Origin of the sequence: Pedococcus aerophilus (assembly GCF_039532215.1) — a bacterium.
Classification (GTDB): Bacteria; Actinomycetota; Actinomycetes; order Actinomycetales; family Dermatophilaceae; genus Pedococcus; species Pedococcus aerophilus.
In genome coordinates this window covers 1,617,894-1,635,156 of record NZ_BAAARN010000001.1, presented here as the reverse complement: position 1 = coordinate 1,635,156, position 17,263 = coordinate 1,617,894, and the positions used below count along the sequence as shown (strand labels likewise).

Sequence of the window (17,263 nt, the reverse complement as noted above, 5' to 3'; positions counted from 1 at the left end):
GAGTCTAACCGTGCGAGGCCTGCAGAGCGGAGTGCACCGCGCTGCGGATGTCGGCACACTCCACGACGTCCATCCCCTCGGGCATCGGGCCGTTGCCCACGACACCTGCAGGCACGTAGGCCGTGCGGAAGCCGAGCCGCGCGGCCTCGGCGAGTCGGCGCGGGATGCCGGAGACGGCCCGCAGCTCACCGGCCAGCCCGAGCTCACCGAACGCGATGGAGTTCTCCTTGAGCGGTCGCTCCATGACCGAGCTCGCCACGGCCAGGGCGATGGCCAGGTCGGAGGCAGGCTCGGTGAGCCGCACACCCCCGACGGTCGACAGGTAGACGTCGGAGCTGCCGATCGGTGCGCCGGCGCGCTTGGCGAGCACGGCGATGATCATGGCCACGCGTGCCGAGTCCAGGCCGCTGGTGGCGCGACGCGGCGTGGGGATCTCGCTCTTGGCGACGAGCGCCTGGACCTCGGTCATCAGCGGGCGCCGGCCCTCGAGGGTCACGGTCACGCAGGTGCCCGGGACGGTGAGCGTGCCGCGCGAGAGGAAGAGGCCGCTGGGGTCGGGCAGGCCGACGATGCCGACGTCGGAGAGCTCGAAGCAGCCGACCTCGTCGGTGGGTCCGTAGCGGTTCTTGACCGCCCGCACGAGCCGCAGCTGGGAGTGGCGGTCGCCCTCGAACTGCACGACGACGTCGACGAGGTGCTCGAGCACCCTGGGGCCGGCGATCGACCCGTCCTTGGTGACGTGGCCGACGAGCAGGGTGGCGATGCCGCGGGACTTGGCGACCTGGATGACCGAGGCCGCGACCTCGCGGACCTGGCTGACGTTGCCGGCGGAGCCCTCGATGTCGCCGCTGGAGATGGTCTGCACCGAGTCGATGACGACGAGGTCGGGCTTGATGGCCTCGATCTGGCCGAGGACGGTCGCGAGGTCGGTCTCCGAGGCGAGGTAGAGCGTCTTGGCCATCGCCTCGATGCGCTCGGCCCGCATGCGCACCTGGGCGGCGGACTCCTCGCCGCTGACGTAGAGGACGGTGCGGCCCTCGCCCGATCGTGCGGCGCGGGCCGCCACGTCGAGCAGCAGGGTCGACTTGCCGATGCCGGGCTCGCCGGCCACGAGGACCACGGCGCCGGGGACCAGCCCCCCGCCGAGCACCCGGTCGAACTCGCCCACCCCGGTCGGGTGGGCGGCGGCGCGGCGGACGTCGACCTCGCCGATCGGCAGGGCCGGACGCTCCACGCGGGCGGCGGCGGTGGTGCGGACGGTCACGGCACCGACCTCGCCGACGGTGCCCCAGGACTGGCACTCGCCGCAGCGACCGACCCACTTGGGCGCGGTCCAGCCGCACTCGGAGCAGCGGTAGCCGCTCGACCTCGTCGATGCCTTGGTTGCCATGGCGGACAACCTACGTGGCGGCCCCGACAGCGCTCAGAAGAGGCGCCACCAGAGGTTCACGGCGTAGTCGACCCCGGTGCCCTCGTGCTCGGCGAGGATCCCCTCGGCGGCCGTCTCGGGGAACTCGATCCCGACGACCGCCTCGAGGTCGGCCCGGCTGTCGAAGTCCCAGCGGATCGTCAGCCGTTCCCGCGACCAGCCCTGCCGCCCCCAGAACCGCTCCACCGCCAGGGCGTCGTAGGTCGGGTAGGCACGGGAGAACCAGTGGCCGAACGTCGAGGTCGTCGCGTCGTTGTCGATCACGAACGCCGTCCCGCCGTGACGCAGCACCCGCTCGAGCTCGGCCAGGCCCGGCTCGCACCCCGCGCCGACGAAGTAGGCCCACCGCGCGTGGGCGATGTCCACGCTGTCGTCCGGCAGCGGCAGGGACTGGGCGACGCCCTCCTCGACCCGCACCCGCGGCAGACCGGCGACGCGGTCCGCGGCCACCTCGAGCAGGGGAGGGTGGGGCTCGACGCCGACCACGCTCGCGCACCCGAGCTCGACGAAGCGCGGCAGGTGGAACCCCGTGCCGCAGCCGACGTCGACGAGGTCGGCGCCCGCGAAGGGGTGCAGGGCGTCCATCGCCGCCTCGATGACGCCGGCACGGTCGACGCCGAGGTTCTCGACCTCGTAGACGTCGGGGGAGTCCCAGATGTTCGGGCTGCGCGTCGGGACCGGTGCACTCGGGACCGGTGCCGTCGCAACGGGGTCGCTCGTCGCGGGCGTTCCCGAGGAAGGTGTCGACTCGCTCACCGGCGCTTGCGACCCTCCTGCGCGGCCAGCGTCGCCGGGTGGACCAGCAGCGGGAGCATCTTGCGGGAGTAGGCGTTGCGCGCTGCCTTGACGCTGGCGAGGTGGGCCTCGCACCGGATCTCGAGCTCGGCGTAGGCCTCCTCACCCATGAGCTCGACGAGCTCGCCGCGGTTGCTGCGGAAGACCGGCTCGCGGCCGACGTGGGCCTGGGGGTTGCTCGAGCAGTACCAGTCGAGGTCGTGGCCACCGGGGCCCCAGCCGCGCCGGTCGTACTCGGTGATGCTGACCTCCTGCCACGACGACCCGTCGGGCATCTCGACCTTGCGGTAGGTGCGGCGGATCGGGAGCTGCCAGCAGACGTCGGGCTTGACCGTGTGCGGCTCCTTGCCGTGGAGCACCGCGTGCTGGTGCAGGGCGCACCCGGCACCGGCGGGGAAACCCGGCCGGTTGAGGAAGATGCAGGCGCCGTCGACGACCTTGGTCTTGGTGGCGTCGTCCTCGGGCTCGGTCCAGGCCGAGACCTTGGTGGAGCCGGGGTGCAGCTGCCACTCGTCCTCGCCGAGCTCCTTGACGACCTTCTTGACCCGCTGGAGGTCGTCGTCGTCGGTGAAGTGGGCGCCGAGGGTGCAGCAGCCGTCGTCGGGGCGGTCGGCGTAGATGCCCTCGCAGCCACTGCCGAAGATGCACGTCCAGCTCGACGTGAGCCAGGTCAGGTCGCAGCGGAACCGCTGACCGGTGTCGGCGGGGTCGGCGAACTCCACCCAGATGCGTGCCGTGTCCAGCGGGGTCTCAACCACGGGGGCAACCCTACGTGCCGTCGTGCTCCTCACCCGGGACGGTCCGCCGCACGTCGGCCCGTCGAGCGCGCCGTGAGCGGCCCACCGAGACGGCGAGCACCAGCAGCAGGCCGGTGGCGACCACCCAGTTCGGCCGGACGAGCTCGCCGCCGAGGTCGGCCCACGTCACCGAGCGGTTGCGGGCGGGGTCGTTGCCGTTGCCGGCGTCGCTGACCCAGTCGAGCCCGAGCGGCACCAGGAGCAGGGCCGGACCGACGAGCAGGAGGATGCCCCAACGGCTGCCCCAGCGCACGGCCACGGCGGCCAGCAGGAGCAGCGGCACGACGGCGGTCGCCAGGACCAGCCCCGACTCGATGTCCTCCTCGCGGGTCGGCTGCTCGCCGAAGAACGGTGCGGTGTTCAGCGCTGCGGCGAAGACCACCCAGGCGATCAGGCACCAGCCGAGCAGGACTGCGGCGGCGGTGACCGGCCAGGTGCGTCGGGGAGCGGCCGGTCCGGAGGGGGCGGGGCGGTTCGTGGACGTGGCGGAGGACGGCATACCGCGCAGTGTGACCCGGCCACGGACGGTGACGCATGGGCACCGGTACTCACCACTAGCGTGGGCGCATGCGCCTCGGAGTGGTCGACGTCGGTTCCAACACGGTGCACCTCCTCGTCGTCGACGCGCACCGGGGCGCCCAGCCGCTGCCGGCCACGTCGCACAAGATCGAGCTCCGACTCTCCGAGCACGTCACCGACGACGGACACATCTCCGGCGAGGGGGAGAAGGCGCTGTCCGGCTTCATCGGGGAGTGCCTCACCGTCGCCGAGGACCAGGGCGTCGAGGAGGTCATGGCCTTCGTCACCAGCGCCGTCCGTGAGGCGCCCAACGGCGAGGACGTGCTCGCCCGGGTCCGTGACGACCGCGGCGTCGACCTCCAGGTGCTGTCCGGCGAGGACGAGGCCAGGCTGACCTTCCTCGCGGCGCGACGGTGGTTCGGCTGGTCGAGCGGCACGTTGCTCGTCGTCGACATCGGTGGTGGCTCGCTGGAGCTCGCGACGGGCATGGACGAGGACCCGGACGTGGCGGTCAGCCTCCCCCTCGGTGCCGGACGGCTGACCCGTGACCTCCTGCCGGGCGACCCGCCCGACCCCGACGTCATCCGCGAGGCGCGGCGCACCATCCGCAAGCGCCTCGCCGGCGACATCCGTCCGCTGGCCAAGGCCGGGGCCCCGGACCGAGCGGTGGGGACCTCGAAGACGCTGCGCTCGCTCGCCCGGATCACGGGGGCGGCGCCGAGCAGCGAGGGCCCGTATGTCGCGCGGTACCTCCGGCGCGAGGCGCTGGCGGACCTCGTGGGGACCCTGGGCAGGACCACCGCGGCCGAGCGAGCCGAGCTGCCCGGGGTGTCGACGAGCCGGGCCCGGCAGCTGCTCGCCGGTGCGCTGGTCGCCGAGGCGGCGATGGACCTGCTCGACGTCGAGCGGCTCGACATCTGCCCGTGGGCCCTGCGCGAGGGGATCATCCTCAACCGCCTCGACTCCATGCGCTGAGCCCTCGGGTGGGTGGCCCCACTGCCCGGGCGCTTCCAGCCACCGTGGGTAGGCTCGGTGCATGCCTTCGGCGGTCACGGTTCCCGGTGCCACGGTGGCGCTGTCGACCGCCTCGGTCTACCCCGAGAACTGCGCCGCGGCCTTCGCGCTCGCGGCGCGACTGGGGTACGACGCCGTCGAGGTGATGGTCTGGACCGACCCGGTCACGCAGGAAGCCGGTGCCCTGCGGGCACTCAGCGAGCTGCACGGCCTGCCGGTGGTCTCCGTCCATGCGCCCACACTCCTGCTGACGCAGCGGGTGTGGGGTCCGGAGCCCTGGACCAAGGTCGACAAGTCGATCGAGCTGGCGCAGGAGGTCGGCGCCTCGACGGTCGTGCTCCACCCGCCGTTCCGGTGGCAGAAGGAGTACGCCCGGGACTTCGTCGAGGGGGTCGCCCTGCGCGAGCACGAGACCGGCATCCACCTCGCCGTCGAGAACATGTTCCCCTGGCGGGCCCGACAGCGGGAGTTCGAGGCCTACCTGCCGCACTGGGACCCGGTGTCCCAGGCCTACGACCACGTCACCCTCGACCTGTCGCACACGGCCACGGCCGGCTCGGACGCGCTGGAGATGGCGCGGGTCCTCGGCCCGCGGCTGACCCACGTCCACCTCGCCGACGGCCTGGGGTCACTCAAGGACGAGCACCTCGTCCCGGGCCGGGGGCTGCAGCCGTGCGCGGAGTTCCTCGAGATGCTGGCCGCCCGGGCGTACGCCGGCTCGGTCGTCGTCGAGGTCGGCACCCGCAAGCTCCTGCCGGAGGAGCGCGAGATCGACCTCGCCGAGGCGCTCGCGTTCGCCCGCCTCCACCTCGCCACCGCGTCGGTGGCGTCGTGACCCCGCGCGGGCGACGCCCGGGCGGGACGGACACCCGGGCGTCGATCCTCGCCGCCGCTCGGACGGACTTCGCCGAGCAGGGGTATGACGCGGCCTCGGTGCGCGGGATCGCGCGCCGTGCCGAGGTGGACCCGGCCCTGGTGCACCACTACTTCGGCGGCAAGGCGGCGCTGTTCGCGAGGGTCATGGACATCCCCGCCGACCCGGCCGCCCTCATCGCCGCGGTCGTCAGCGGCCCGCGCGACCGGGTGGGGGAGAACCTCGTCCGGACCTTCCTCGGCGTGTGGGACAGCGACGACGGGCGCGAGCGGTTCCAGGCGCTGATCCGTTCGGCGCTGACCCACCACGAGGCGACGGTGATGCTCCGGGAGTTCCTCACCCGCGAGGTCTTCGGCCGGGTCCTGCGCGAGCTCGCGCCGGACGGACCGGCACCGCACGAGCTCGAGCTGCGCGCCGGGCTGGCCGCCTCGCAGATGGTCGGGCTCGCGGTGATGCGCTACATCGTCGAGTTCCCCGCGGTGGTCGACGCGACCCACGACGAGCTCGCCGCCCTGCTCGGGCCGACGATCCAGCAGTACCTCGTCCCACCGGGCTGAGGCGTCACGCGTCGACGCCCCGGCCCGGTGCGCTGGAGGGCGCTCAGAACTTCCGGGCCTCGAAGTGCTGGTAGTCCTTGAGGCTGTTGTAGTCGCCGCCCCAGGCCATTTTCGCGTCGCGGAAGGCCTTCACCACGACGTCGTTCTTCGTGATCATGCCCGGGCGGACGTCGGTGCGGTCGAGGTAGTCGGCGCCGGCCGGCGGTAGGACGGTGCTGCCCTTCACGTAGGGGTTCTCGACGGTGTTGATGTCGATGGCCTTGCCGTAGCTGTGGATGGAGAAGCGGTCGGTCGTCCCGGTGATCGGCCGGCAGTTGAAGGCCGAGGTGTTGTCGGCGGCCATCGACGCGTCGTCGTCCGCGCCATACGCCTCGATGAGCTCGATGCGGCGGATGGGGAACTGGGCGTCGAAGGCGTCGCCGAAGGCCTCGGTGACCGCGGCGGCGACGTCCTTGTGCACCATCAGCCGACCGCCCTCGTGGACCGTGCCGTCGAAGCCCCAGTGGTTCATGGTGATGATCCGCAGGTCGTCGATCGGTACCGGGCAGCCCGGCCTCCACGAGACCCCGATCATCTGGGCGCGGTAGTCCTCCGGCACGGTGCTCGTCGTGGCGTGGAACCCGGGATGGGCGTCGGCTGCAGAGGCGGCTGCCGAGGAGGTGGCGCCGGACGCGGGGCCTGCGGCGGCAACCGCGGCACCCGCGGCACCGGCGGCACCGGCGGCCAGGGCGGGGACCAGGGCGGCTGCGGACACGATCGCGATGGCTCGTTTTGTCATGGTTCGCATGGCCTCGACACTGGCACGAACGACCCCTTGTCGGGGCCGGAGCGCCGGGCGTATATTTCATCGCATGATGAATACCGTGCCGGGTGCTGCGGTGGAGATCGACGGGCTGCGCGTCGAACGAGGCGGCCGCACGGTGCTGCCGGGGTTGTCGGTGCGCATCCCCGCCGGGCAGGTCGTCGGGCTGCTCGGACCGAGCGGGAGCGGCAAGTCCACGCTCATCCGCGCCGTCGTCGGCGTGCAGGTCGTGGCCGCCGGTTCGGTCAGGGTGCTGGGGGAGTCGGCGGGGTCGCCGGTCCTGCGCCGCCGGATCGGCTACGTCACGCAGAGCCCCAGCGTCTACGACGACCTGACCGTCCGGGCCAACGTGCGGTACTTCGCCTCCATCCTCGGCGCCTCGCGCGCATCGGTGGACGAGGCCATCGCCGCCGTGGACCTCGACAGCCACGCCGACTCCCGAGTCGGTCGGCTCTCCGGTGGCCAGCGCTCGCGGGTCTCCCTCGCCTGCGCGCTCGTGGGCGACCCGGAGCTGCTCGTCCTCGACGAGCCCACCGTCGGGCTCGACCCGGTGCTCCGACGCGACCTGTGGGACCTGTTCGACCGCCTTGCGGCACAAGGTCGTTCGCTGTTGGTCTCCAGCCACGTCATGGACGAGGCGGCGCGCTGCGACCGGCTCCTCCTGCTGAGGGAGGGCGAGGTCCTCGCCGATGCGACCCTCCCGGAGCTGCTCGCCCGGACCGGTGCCGAGGACGCCGAAGGCGCCTTCCTGGCACTCATCGACCACGCCGAGGAGACCACCCGATGAACCTCCACCGCACGCTCGTCACGGCCGCCCGGGTGCTGGCCCAGCTGCGGGCCGACCACCGGACCATCGCCCTGATGCTCGTCGTCCCCTGCGTGCTCATCGGGCTGCTGGCGTGGATCTTCCAGGACACCCCGGTGTTCGACGGCCTCGGGGCGCCGTTGCTCGGGGTCTTCCCGTTCGTCGTGATGTTCATCGTCACCAGCGTCGCCACCCTGCGGGAGCGGACGTCGGGAACCCTCGAGCGGCTCCTCACGACACCGATGGGCAAGGGCGACTTCATGCTGGGCTATGCCGTCGCCTTCGGGGTGATGGCGGTCCTCCAGGCCCTCGTGGCGACCGGATTCGCGGTCTGGGTCTGCGGGCTCGACGTCGCCGGACCCGTGTGGCAGCTCGTCGTCGTCGCGGTCCTCGACGCCCTCCTCGGTTCGGCCCTGGGCCTGCTGGCTAGCGGGTTCGCGCGGACCGAGTTCCAGGCCGTGCAGTTCATGCCGGCCTTCGTCCTCCCGCAGTTCCTGCTGTGCGGTCTGCTCGTGTCCCGGGACCGGCTGCCCGACGTCCTGCAGGGGGTGTCCGACGTCCTGCCTCTGTCGTATGCCGTCGACGCGATGAAGTCGGTGACCACCAGCGCCGCTCCCGGCGGCGATGTCGCGACGGACGCGGTGCTGATCCTCGGCTGGGTGGTCGCCTCGCTGGTCCTGGGCAGTCTGACCCTGCGTCGGCGAACCCCCTGAAGGCCTGATGAGCCTCTACTGCGCACGAGGGAGGCGGGACCGGGATAGCGCACGTAGCGTGGCAGTGGTGCGGACGCTGACGGCCCGCCCACCTGTCATCCGCCGTCAGCGCCGGCAGGGGGCCCGCCATGGGAGATCGACACGTTCGTCGGGGACGGCTCATCGCCGTCCTCACAGCGGCAGCCCTCGGCCTCGGACTCCTCGTCGCCCCCGTCGCCCCGGCAGGTGCGGCACCGGCGCCGATCGTCCCGGTCCCGGCCGGCACGGTCACGGCCGACGCGCTGCCCACCGTGCAGGTCGACGGCGTCGTCTGGTCCCAGGTCGTCGTCGGCAACACCGTCTATGCCGGGGGCTCCTTCCTCAAGGCCCGCCCGGCCGGTGCTCCGCCCGGCACGGACGAGACGCCCCGCACCCACCTCCTGGCCTACGACCTCACGACCGGGGAGCTCCGGCCGGGATTCGCGACGACCCTCAACGGCCAGGTGCTCTCCGTGGCGGCATCGCCCGACGGCAGCCGCATCTACCTCGTCGGTGACTTCACCACGGTCAACGGGCAGGCCCGTCGCAGGGTCGCGGCCGTCGACGCCACCACCGGGGCACTGGTGACGGCGTTCCGGCCCGTCGGGGTGAACTCCCAGGCGCGGGCCGTGGCGGTGACCGCCGGCACGGTCTACGTCGGGGGCGGCTTCGCCGCCCTCGGCAACGGGATGCCCCGCAACAACCTGGCGGCCTTCCGGGCCTCCGACGGCGCAGCCCTGGTCTGGAACCCGGACGCCGACTACACGGTCTGGGCGTTGACGGTGTCCGAGGACGGCCAGTGGGTCTTCGCGGGGGGCTCGTTCCAGAAGGTCGGTGGCCAGGCGGCATACGGGCTGGCCAAGATCGGCGCAGGCAAGGCGACTCTCGACCCGACCTGGAGGCCCGCGGTCCGCAATGCCGGGGTGGACGCCGGCATCAGCAGCCTGCGGGTGCAGGGCGACTTCGTCTACGGGACGGCGTGGCACTTCGGTCCGGGCGGGAACCTCGAGGGGACCTTCAAGGTGCCGGTGACGACGTCCACCCTCGAGTGGGTCACGGCCTGTCACGGGGACAACTACTCCGCGTTCATGGCCAACGGGGTCGTCTACACGGCGGGCCACTCGCACTACTGCGGAACGCATGGTGGAGGCATGCCCCAGACCTCCCCGTCCCGCTTCCAGCACGCCATGGCCTGGACCGACACGGCGCAGGGCGACATCCTCACGGACGCCGTCGGGTACGGCGAGTGGCGCGGGAAGGCGCTGGCGCCGTCGATGGTCGGATGGACGCCGACGATGACCGCCGGGACCTACACCGGTCAGTCCCAGGCCGGGTGGAGCATCGTGGGCAACGACGACTACATCGCCTTCGGGGGCGAGTTCCCCACGGTCAACGGCGTCGGCCAGCAGGGTCTGGTGCGGTTCGCCCGCAAGCCCCTCGCTCCCGCCAAGCAGGGCCCCCAGATCCCCGGAGGCGTCTTCACGCCGCGGCTCGAGCCGACCTCCACCACGACGCTGCGGGTCAGCTGGACGGCCGCCCACGACCGCGACGACCTCACCCTGGACTACCGGGTGGTCAGGGACGGCGCGTACGGCAGCCCGAGGTACACCACGACGGCCCTGTCGAGGTGGTGGAACCTGCCCAGCCTCGGCTTCGTCGACACCGGGCTCACCCCCGGCCAGACCTACCGCTACCAGCTCGTCGCGCGGGACGCCGACGGCAACACCGTGTACGGCGCGAGCGCCTCGGTGACCATGCCGACGCAGGACCCGGTGGAGACGGCGTACGCGGGGGCGGTCAGGGCCGCCGGGGCGCAGCTGTACTGGCCGCTGAACGAGACGTCCGGCGTGCTGGTCAGCGACCGCGCAGCCGGCACCACCCCGGCGGCCGAAGGGGTCGGCGTGAACGACGGGCGGGTGCACGCCGACAGCAGCGGAACCAGCCGGATCCTCTGGGGTCGGCCCGGTGCGATCGACGGCGACACCGCCGCACGGCTGAGCGACAGCACCTACAGCCGCGTCTACGCCTCGGGCACGACGACGGCCCCGGACCGGTTCACCGTGCAGGTGTGGGTGCAGACCGGGACGACGCGTGGCGGGCGGATCCTCGGCTTCGGGGACGTCCAGGCCGGCGGGTCGGCGCACGTGGACCGCCACCTGTGGATGGACGACGCCGGCCGGATCAACTTCGGCGTGCGAGCCACCGACGGCTCCACCCGGGTCGTCACCAGCGGGAGCCGCTTCAACGACAGCCGGTGGCACCTGCTGACGGCCACGATGAGCTCGGCCGGGATGCGACTCTACGTCGACGGGTCCTTCGTGGCGCAGCGCACCGACACCACCGCTGGCGAGGCCTACCTCGGCTACTGGCGGCTCGGCGGAGACGTGCTCACGGTCGCGAGGGGCGCCGCGCCGTGGCCCAACCAGCCGACGTCGCGTGGCTTCGTCGGCAGCGTCGACGAGTTCGCCGTCTATCCGACCGCGCTGAGTCAGACGCAGATCAAGGCGCTGTACGCCCTGCGGGGTGCCGGCGCCCGGTAGCGGCCTCGTCGTGGCGAGGTGCGCGGGGGGCGTCCTACGCCGATCGCGTGATCCTCCCGGGAGGACCCGTGGCTACCGTGCTGAGAAGACGGGGAACTCGGTCCAGCGGTCTGCCGGGCCGCCGGTCGCCGTCCGAGCCGATCCGAGGTTTGCGATGGCACCGACACGACCACCCGGCCGCCGACTCACCGCCGCGCTGGCCACCATCGGACTGGCGGTCGGCCTGCTGGTCGGCACCGCCGAAGCCGGCGGTGCGGCACCGGCGCCCGTCATCCCGACCCCGGCCGGGACCGTCGCCGCGGACGCCCTGCCCACCGTGCAGGTCGACGGCGTCGTCTGGTCCCAGGTCATCGTCGGCAACACCGTGTACGCCGGGGGCTCCTTCGCCACCGCCCGCCCGGCCGGGGCCGCTCCGGGCACCAACCTCGTCACCCGGACCAACCTGCTGGCCTACGACCTCGTCACCGGTCAGCTGGTGTCGTCCTTCGCGCCGACCGTCAACGCGCAGGTGCTGTCGGTGGCCGCGTCCCCGGACGGCAGCCGCATCTACCTCGTCGGCGACTTCACGACCGTCAACGGGCAGGCCCGTCGCAGGGTCGCCGCGGTCGACGCCGCGACCGGTGCCCTCATCACCTCCTTCAACCCCACCGGGGTCAACTCCCAGGCGAGGGCGGTCGCCGTCACCGCCGACACGGTCTACGTCGGGGGCGGTTTCGCAGGGTTGGGCAACGGACAGCTGCGCAACAACCTCGCGGCGTTCCGGGCCTCCGACGGCGCGTTCCTGCCGTGGAACCCGAACGCCGACTACACGGTCTGGGCGGTCACCGTGTCCCGGGACGGACAGTGGGTCCTCGCGGGCGGGTCCTTCCAGAACGTCGGGGGGCAGGCCGCATACGGGCTCGCGAAGATCAACGCCGCCAGTGGCGCGGTCGACACCTCGTGGCGCCCCGCGGTCCGCAACGCCGGCGTGGACGCCGGCATCAGCAGCCTGCGCGTGCAGGGCGACTTCGTCTACGGGACGTCGTGGCACTTCGGCCCCGGGGGCAACCTCGAGGGCACCTTCAAGATCCCCGTCGCCAGCTCCGCCCTGGAGTGGGTGACCGACTGCCACGGCGACAACTACTCGGCCTACGCCGCCAACGGCGTCGTGTACACGGCGGGTCACTCGCACTACTGCGGCACCCACGGCGGTGGCATGCCGCAGTACGAGCAGTGGCGCTTCCTGCACGCCATGGCGTGGACCGACACGGCGCAGGGCGACATCCTCACCGACGCCATCGCGTACCCGGAGTGGCGCGGCAAGGCCCTCGCACCGTCGATCGTCAGCTGGTTGCCGGACATGTCCATGGGCTCCTACACCGGCCAGTACCAAGCCGGCTGGAACGTCGTGGGCAACGACGACTACATCCTCTACGGCGGGGAGTTCCCGACCGTGAACGGTGTGGGGCAGCAGGGCCTGGTCCGCTTCGCCCGCAAGCCGGTCTCGCCGGCGCGACAGGGCCCGATGTTCACCGGTGGGGTCTTCACGCCGCGTCTGGTCCCGACGTCGTCGTCCACCCTGCGGGTCAGCTGGCCGGCGGGGTACGACCGCGACGACTTCACGCTCGGCTACCGCGTCATCCGGGGCGGCGCCTTCGGCAGCCCGAGGTACACGACGAACGCGAGCTCGAACTGGTGGAACGTGCCGGCCCTCGGGTTCGTGGACACGGGCCTGACACCGGGGGCGACGTACAGCTACCAGCTGGTCGCGAACGACGACGACGGCAACACGGTCTACGGGGCCAGCGCCAGCGTGACGATGCCGACCGCCTCGACGGCCACCACCGCCTACTCCCAGGCCGTCCGCGCCGCCGGCGCCCGGATCTACTGGCCGATGAACGAGACCTCCGGCCTCCAGGTCAACGACCGCGCCGCCGGCACCGCGGCCAGCGCCCGCGTGGGGGTCACCGACGGCCGCGGCAACACGGGCATCAACTGGAACCAGCCCGGCGCCATCACGGGCGACACGGCGGCCCAGCTGACGGACAACGACTGGAGCCGCGTCTACGCCCTGGGCGCCGAGACGGCGCCGGACACCTTCACGACCCAGGCCTGGGTGCGCAGCAGCACCACGCGCGGTGGACGCATCCTCGGTTTCGGCGACCTCCAGTTCGGCGACTCCGACCACCGGGACCGGCACCTCTGGATGGACAACACCGGGCGGATCAACTTCGGTGTCCGCGCGCCGGACGACACGACCCGGGTGCTGCGCAGCGCCAACGCCTACAACGACAACCAGTGGCACATGCTGACGGCGACGATGAGCGCCGTCGGCATGCGGCTCTACGTCGACGGGACCCTGGTGGGACAGAACACCACCACCCAGGGCGAGCCCTACCTCGGCTACTGGCGCGTCGGCGGCGACTGGTTCAACGCCGTGGGCCCCATGCAGCCCTGGCCGAATGCACCGACCTCGCGCAACTTCGTCGGGAACGTCGACGAGGTCGCGGTGTACCCGACAGCGCTGAGCCAGGCCCAGGTGCAGGCGCAGTACGCCCTGCGCGGGGGCGGGGGCGGCGGCAACCAACCGCCGACGGCGTCGTTCACCTCCGGCACGACCGGCCTCACGGCGACCTTCGACGGTTCGGGGTCCAGCGACCCCGACGGCTCGATCGCCGGGTGGGCGTGGAGCTTCGGCGACGGTGCCACCGCCACCGGGGCCACCACCAGCCGGACGTATGCAGCCCCGGGCACCTACGCGGTCACCCTCACCGTCACCGACAACGGCGGAGCGACCGGGACGTCCACGCGCCAGGTCGTCGTCGCCGACCCGGCGGTCATCGCGAACGACGACTTCGAGCGCACCGTCACCGACGGCTGGGGCGCGGCCGCGACCGGTGGGACGTGGTCGACGACGACCGCCGCGAGCAACTTCGCCGTCACCGGCGGCAGCGGCACGATGCGACTCGCCGCCGGCAGCGGTCCCTCGGCCTACCTCTCCGCCACCTCCGCCACGGGCACGGACGTCCGCACGGCGATGCGCTTCGACAAGGCACCGGCGGGTGGAGGCCTGTTCGCGTCCCTCGTCGCGCGGCGGGCCGGCACCTCCGACTACCGCGTCAAGGTGCGGGTCACCGCGACCGACACCACCGCATACCTGGCTCGCACCGTGGGCGGGGCAGAGACCGTGCTGGCCTCGGTGGCCCTTCCCGGCCTCGTCGTGGCCGCGGGCGACTCCCTCGACCTGCGGCTGGTCGCGTCGGGCACCAACCCGACGACCCTGACCGGCAAGGTCTGGCGCTCCGGCACCAGCGAACCCCCCGCCTGGACCCTCACCACGACCGACGGCACGGCGGCGCTGCAGGCCCCCGGAGCGGTGGGGGTCTACGCCTACCTGTCGGGAGCGGCCACCAACGCCCCGATCACCGTGGGGCTGCCCTCGTTCGTCGCTGCCGCGCCCTGACGTTAGCCTTGTGGGCGGCCTCGCAGACAACGCCAGGGCCCCCTCGCCAACGTCGGAAGGACCCTTCGTGGACGCCAGTGACCTGCTGCGCAACTCCCTGCTCCAGCTCTCCAAGAGCGGCACGGTCCGGCAGACGATCGAGAAGGCCCCCGTCAGCCGCAGCGTGGTCAAGCGCTTCGTGCCGGGTGACGCCACGGCGGATGCCGTGGCCGCCGCCGCCCAGCTCCGTGCCACCAACCGGCTCGCGACGATCGACTACCTCGGCGAGGACACGACCGACCTCAGCCAGGCGATCAGCACCCGCGACCACTACCTCGAACTGCTCAGGGCGCTCGCCGGCGCGGACCTGTCCCAGCACGGGATGGGTGAGGTCAGCCTCAAGCTCTCCGCGCTCGGGCAGTACCTCCCCGGCGACGGCCACAAGATCGCGCTCGAGCACGCCCGCGAGATCTGCCAGGCCGCAGGCAACGCCGGCACGACGGTGACCCTCGACATGGAGGACCACACGACGACCGACGCCACGCTGGAGTCGCTGCGCGAGCTGCGCCAGGACTTCCCGTGGGTGGGCGCGGTGATCCAGTCCTACCTGCGACGCAGCGAGGCCGACTGCCGTGACCTCGCCCACGAGGGCAGCCGCGTCCGGCTCTGCAAGGGCGCGTACAAGGAACCGGAATCTGTTGCCTACCAGGGCAGCTCGGACGTCGACCAGAACTACGTGCGCTGCCTGAAGATCCTCATGGCGGGCGACGGCTACCCGATGGTGGCCAGCCACGACCCGCGGCTGATCGAGATCGCCGGGGCCCTCGCGGCGCACCACCACCGTGACGCGGACTCCTACGAGTACCAGATGCTCTATGGCATCCGGCCCGAGGAGCAGAAGCGGATCGCGGACCGCGGCAACCAGATGCGGGTCTACATCCCGTACGGCGAGGAGTGGTACGGCTACCTCATGCGCCGCATGGCCGAGCGCCCCGCCAACACGATGTTCTTCCTGCGCGGTCTCGCCTCGAAGAACTGACGCGCCCTTGGCGGGCCGGCCGGGTCGCCCCTGCCAGACTGCCCCCATGGGAACTGTCGCGATCCTCGGTGCCGGAACGATGGGCGAGACGCTGCTCTCGGGCCTGATCAGGTCCGGGCGGCCGGCGGGGGACCTCGTCGTCACCGCACGCCGTCCTGAGCGAGCCGATGCGCTCGCCGCCCAGTACGGCGTGCGCGCGCTGTCCAACACCGAGGCCGCACAGACCGCGGACACCCTCGTCCTCGTCGTGAAGCCGCAGGACATGGGCCTGCTCGTCGACGAGATCCGTGACCACGTGTCGCCGGGGAACCTGGTGGTCAGCCTCGCGGCCGGCATCCCGACGGCCTGGCTCGAGAGCCGGCTCCCCGACGGGGTCGCGGTCGTGCGCGTCATGCCCAACACCCCGGCGCTGGTCGACCAGGGCATGGCCGCCGTCAGCGCCGGCCGCAGCGCCGACGCCGCCCACCTCGAGGAGGCCTCCGAGCTGTTGCGCTCCTGCGGGCGCGTGGTCCAGGTCGCCGAGAAGCACCAGGACGCGGTCACCGCGATCAGCGGCTCGGGGCCCGCCTACATCTTCTACGTCGTCGAGGCCATGATCGAGGCCGGTGTCGTCCTGGGGCTGCCCCGCCCCACCGCGACCGAGCTCGTCGTCCAGACCCTGTTCGGCGCCGCGACGATGATGCGCGAGACCGGCCAGCACCCCACCGTGCTGCGCGAGCAGGTCACCTCGCCCGGCGGCACGACCGCTGCGGCGTTGCGCCAGCTCGACGACCACAAGGTGCGGGCCGCCTTCATCACGGCCATGGAGGCCGCAGCGAACCGCTCGCACGAGCTCGCCTCGGGTCATGAGTGAGCTGACCGTGTGCCGCGTGGAGCCCGCGCACTGGCAGCTCCACAGGGCGGTGCGGCTCGCGATGCTGCTCGACGCCCCGCGCGCCTACGGGAGCACGTTCGCGCGCGAGATCGCGTTCGACGACGGGGTCTGGCACGAACGAATCCGCGATGGTGCGGCGTGGCTGGCGCTGCGTGGTGAGCTGCCGGTCGGCTCGGTGACGATGTGGCAGGTTCCCGGTCGTCCCGAGGACGAGGCGACGCTGGTGGCCATGTGGGTGGCCTCGCACGCCCGGGGCACCGGGGTGGCGGATGCCCTCGTCCAGGCCCTGCTCGACCACGCGTCGGGCCTCGGGCTGCGCCGGGTCACGCTGGACGTGGCCGATGACAACGGTCGGGCGGCGGCGTTCTACGCGCGGCTCGGGTTCGTCGAGACCGGCGTGCGGGGCGAGCTGCCCCATGTGCCCGGTGCGGGGGAGTTCGAGATGGAGCTCCTGCTCGACGGGCGCCCGGTCGTCACTGGGTGAACTCTGGGCGACCACGGTGAACGAAATGGCCACTCTCGTGCGAGAGTGTTCCGCATGAGCGAGATCACCGTGCGCCGGCTGGCCGAGGACGAGTGGGAGCAGTATAAGACCGCCCGCCTCAACGCTCTCGAGGAGTCCCCGGAGGCCTTCGCGGCTTCCCTCGAGGACGAACGCGGCTACGACGAGGAGTTCTGGCGCACCCGCCTGGGGCGCTCGCAGCGGCTGCTCGCCGAGGTCGAGGGCCGCACGGTCGGTGTCGTGAGTGTCGGCCAGGCCCAGGAGGGCAACGACCGGGTCGCCGAGCTCTTCGGTCTGTGGGTCACGCCCGACGCCCGCGGCACCGGGGTGGCCACCGAGCTCGTGCACGCCGCGGCGGACGAGGCCAGGACGCAGGGTCGCAGCCACCTCGCCTACTGGGTCGGCTCCGACAACGGCCGGGCCGTGGCGTTCGCCAGCGGGTGCGGCTTCCGTCCGACCGACAGCCGTCGTCCGATGCGCGTCCAGAACGGCGAGGACGAGGAGGACGAGGTGGCGATGGTGCTGCCGCTCGGCGAGGACCGCGGGACGCCCTCGCTCTGAGGG

16 protein-coding genes are annotated in these 17,263 nt (G+C 72.4%); 11 read left to right on the top strand and 5 right to left on the bottom strand.

Translation table 11 applies throughout. The features are described 5' to 3' along the window. Positions 1-4: 4 nt before the first annotated feature. Genes radA through ABD286_RS07740 form a run of 4 tightly spaced genes read right to left on the bottom strand, consistent with a single transcriptional unit; the run spans position 5 to position 3,520 of the window. Positions 5-1,390, bottom strand: a complete 1,386-nt coding sequence (gene radA, locus ABD286_RS07755) for a DNA repair protein RadA (protein ID WP_344191853.1) — start codon at positions 1,388-1,390, stop codon at positions 5-7. A 33-nt stretch (positions 1,391-1,423) separates the two neighbouring features. Next, a complete protein-coding gene (locus tag ABD286_RS07750) occupies positions 1,424-2,185 on the bottom strand; it encodes a class I SAM-dependent methyltransferase (protein WP_344191851.1) in 762 nt (253 codons plus the stop codon). Then, entirely contained in the window at positions 2,182-2,982 is an 801-nt protein-coding gene (locus tag ABD286_RS07745) for a DUF3109 family protein (RefSeq protein ID WP_344191849.1), read from the bottom strand. The genes ABD286_RS07750 and ABD286_RS07745 overlap by 4 nt, the downstream gene beginning before the upstream one ends. A 10-nt stretch (positions 2,983-2,992) precedes the next feature. Beyond that, on the bottom strand, positions 2,993-3,520 hold the full coding sequence (locus tag ABD286_RS07740; RefSeq protein WP_344191847.1) for a hypothetical protein: 528 nt from the start codon (positions 3,518-3,520) through the stop codon (positions 2,993-2,995). A 68-nt stretch (positions 3,521-3,588) separates the two neighbouring features. Here ABD286_RS07740 and ABD286_RS07735 point away from each other — a divergent pair, with 68 nt between their 5' ends. From ABD286_RS07735 to ABD286_RS07725, 3 genes are all read left to right on the top strand, one after another. Continuing rightward, the gene (locus ABD286_RS07735; RefSeq protein ID WP_344191845.1) at positions 3,589-4,515 is read left to right on the top strand and encodes a Ppx/GppA family phosphatase; all 927 of its coding nucleotides are present in this window, start codon (positions 3,589-3,591) and stop codon (positions 4,513-4,515) included. Positions 4,516-4,576: 61 nt separating this feature from the next. Then, complete coding sequence (locus tag ABD286_RS07730) at positions 4,577-5,389, top strand: sugar phosphate isomerase/epimerase family protein (RefSeq protein WP_344191843.1); 813 nt, start codon at positions 4,577-4,579, stop codon at positions 5,387-5,389. Continuing rightward, a complete protein-coding gene (locus ABD286_RS07725; protein ID WP_344191841.1) occupies positions 5,386-5,985 on the top strand; it encodes a TetR/AcrR family transcriptional regulator in 600 nt (199 codons plus the stop codon). The genes ABD286_RS07730 and ABD286_RS07725 overlap by 4 nt, the downstream gene beginning before the upstream one ends. Positions 5,986-6,028: 43 nt before the next feature. Here the strand turns inward: ABD286_RS07725 and ABD286_RS07720 are convergent, their stop codons facing one another. Further along, positions 6,029-6,772 (bottom strand): M15 family metallopeptidase, encoded by a 744-nt coding sequence (locus tag ABD286_RS07720; RefSeq protein WP_344191839.1) that lies wholly within the window; start codon positions 6,770-6,772, stop codon positions 6,029-6,031. A 64-nt stretch (positions 6,773-6,836) separates the two neighbouring features. Between ABD286_RS07720 and ABD286_RS07715 the strand changes: the two genes are divergently transcribed. The 8 genes from ABD286_RS07715 to ABD286_RS07680 all read left to right on the top strand — a co-directional run bounded on the left by ABD286_RS07715 (position 6,837) and on the right by ABD286_RS07680 (position 17,260). Next, entirely contained in the window at positions 6,837-7,574 is a 738-nt protein-coding gene (locus tag ABD286_RS07715) for an ABC transporter ATP-binding protein (RefSeq protein WP_344191837.1), read from the top strand. Then, on the top strand, positions 7,571-8,305 hold the full coding sequence (locus ABD286_RS07710) for an ABC transporter permease (protein WP_344191835.1): 735 nt from the start codon (positions 7,571-7,573) through the stop codon (positions 8,303-8,305). The genes ABD286_RS07715 and ABD286_RS07710 overlap by 4 nt, the downstream gene beginning before the upstream one ends. Positions 8,306-8,433: 128 nt before the next feature. Next, entirely contained in the window at positions 8,434-10,863 is a 2,430-nt protein-coding gene (locus ABD286_RS07705; RefSeq protein ID WP_344191833.1) for a LamG-like jellyroll fold domain-containing protein, read from the top strand. A gap of 154 nt (positions 10,864-11,017) precedes the next feature. After that, positions 11,018-14,305 (top strand): PKD domain-containing protein, encoded by a 3,288-nt coding sequence (locus ABD286_RS07700; protein ID WP_344191831.1) that lies wholly within the window; start codon positions 11,018-11,020, stop codon positions 14,303-14,305. Positions 14,306-14,372: 67 nt separating this feature from the next. Continuing rightward, positions 14,373-15,323, top strand: a complete 951-nt coding sequence (locus ABD286_RS07695) for a proline dehydrogenase family protein (protein ID WP_344191829.1) — start codon at positions 14,373-14,375, stop codon at positions 15,321-15,323. Between the two features lie 46 nt (positions 15,324-15,369). Continuing rightward, on the top strand, positions 15,370-16,176 hold the full coding sequence (gene proC / locus ABD286_RS07690; RefSeq protein WP_344191827.1) for a pyrroline-5-carboxylate reductase: 807 nt from the start codon (positions 15,370-15,372) through the stop codon (positions 16,174-16,176). Next, positions 16,169-16,681, top strand: a complete 513-nt coding sequence (locus tag ABD286_RS07685) for a GNAT family N-acetyltransferase (RefSeq protein ID WP_344191825.1) — start codon at positions 16,169-16,171, stop codon at positions 16,679-16,681. The genes proC and ABD286_RS07685 overlap by 8 nt, the downstream gene beginning before the upstream one ends. A gap of 54 nt (positions 16,682-16,735) precedes the next feature. Continuing rightward, entirely contained in the window at positions 16,736-17,260 is a 525-nt protein-coding gene (locus ABD286_RS07680) for a GNAT family N-acetyltransferase (protein ID WP_344191823.1), read from the top strand. Positions 17,261-17,263: the final 3 nt, after the last annotated feature.

Bases quoted from the DNA above. Each gene is read 5' to 3' on its own strand.
- radA (WP_344191853.1), bottom strand. From the start codon at position 1,390: ATGGCAACCAAGGCATCGACGAGGTCGAGCGGCTACCGCTGCTCCGAG.
- ABD286_RS07740 (WP_344191847.1), bottom strand. From the start codon at position 3,520: ATGCCGTCCTCCGCCACGTCCACGAACCGCCCCGCCCCCTCCGGACCG.
- ABD286_RS07735 (WP_344191845.1), top strand. From the start codon at position 3,589: ATGCGCCTCGGAGTGGTCGACGTCGGTTCCAACACGGTGCACCTCCTC.
- ABD286_RS07730 (WP_344191843.1), top strand. From the start codon at position 4,577: ATGCCTTCGGCGGTCACGGTTCCCGGTGCCACGGTGGCGCTGTCGACC.
- ABD286_RS07720 (WP_344191839.1), bottom strand. From the start codon at position 6,772: ATGCGAACCATGACAAAACGAGCCATCGCGATCGTGTCCGCAGCCGCC.
- ABD286_RS07715 (WP_344191837.1), top strand. From the start codon at position 6,837: ATGATGAATACCGTGCCGGGTGCTGCGGTGGAGATCGACGGGCTGCGC.
- ABD286_RS07710 (WP_344191835.1), top strand. From the start codon at position 7,571: ATGAACCTCCACCGCACGCTCGTCACGGCCGCCCGGGTGCTGGCCCAG.
- ABD286_RS07705 (WP_344191833.1), top strand. From the start codon at position 8,434: ATGGGAGATCGACACGTTCGTCGGGGACGGCTCATCGCCGTCCTCACA.
- ABD286_RS07700 (WP_344191831.1), top strand. From the start codon at position 11,018: ATGGCACCGACACGACCACCCGGCCGCCGACTCACCGCCGCGCTGGCC.
- proC (WP_344191827.1), top strand. From the start codon at position 15,370: ATGGGAACTGTCGCGATCCTCGGTGCCGGAACGATGGGCGAGACGCTG.
- ABD286_RS07685 (WP_344191825.1), top strand. From the start codon at position 16,169: ATGAGTGAGCTGACCGTGTGCCGCGTGGAGCCCGCGCACTGGCAGCTC.
- ABD286_RS07680 (WP_344191823.1), top strand. From the start codon at position 16,736: ATGAGCGAGATCACCGTGCGCCGGCTGGCCGAGGACGAGTGGGAGCAG.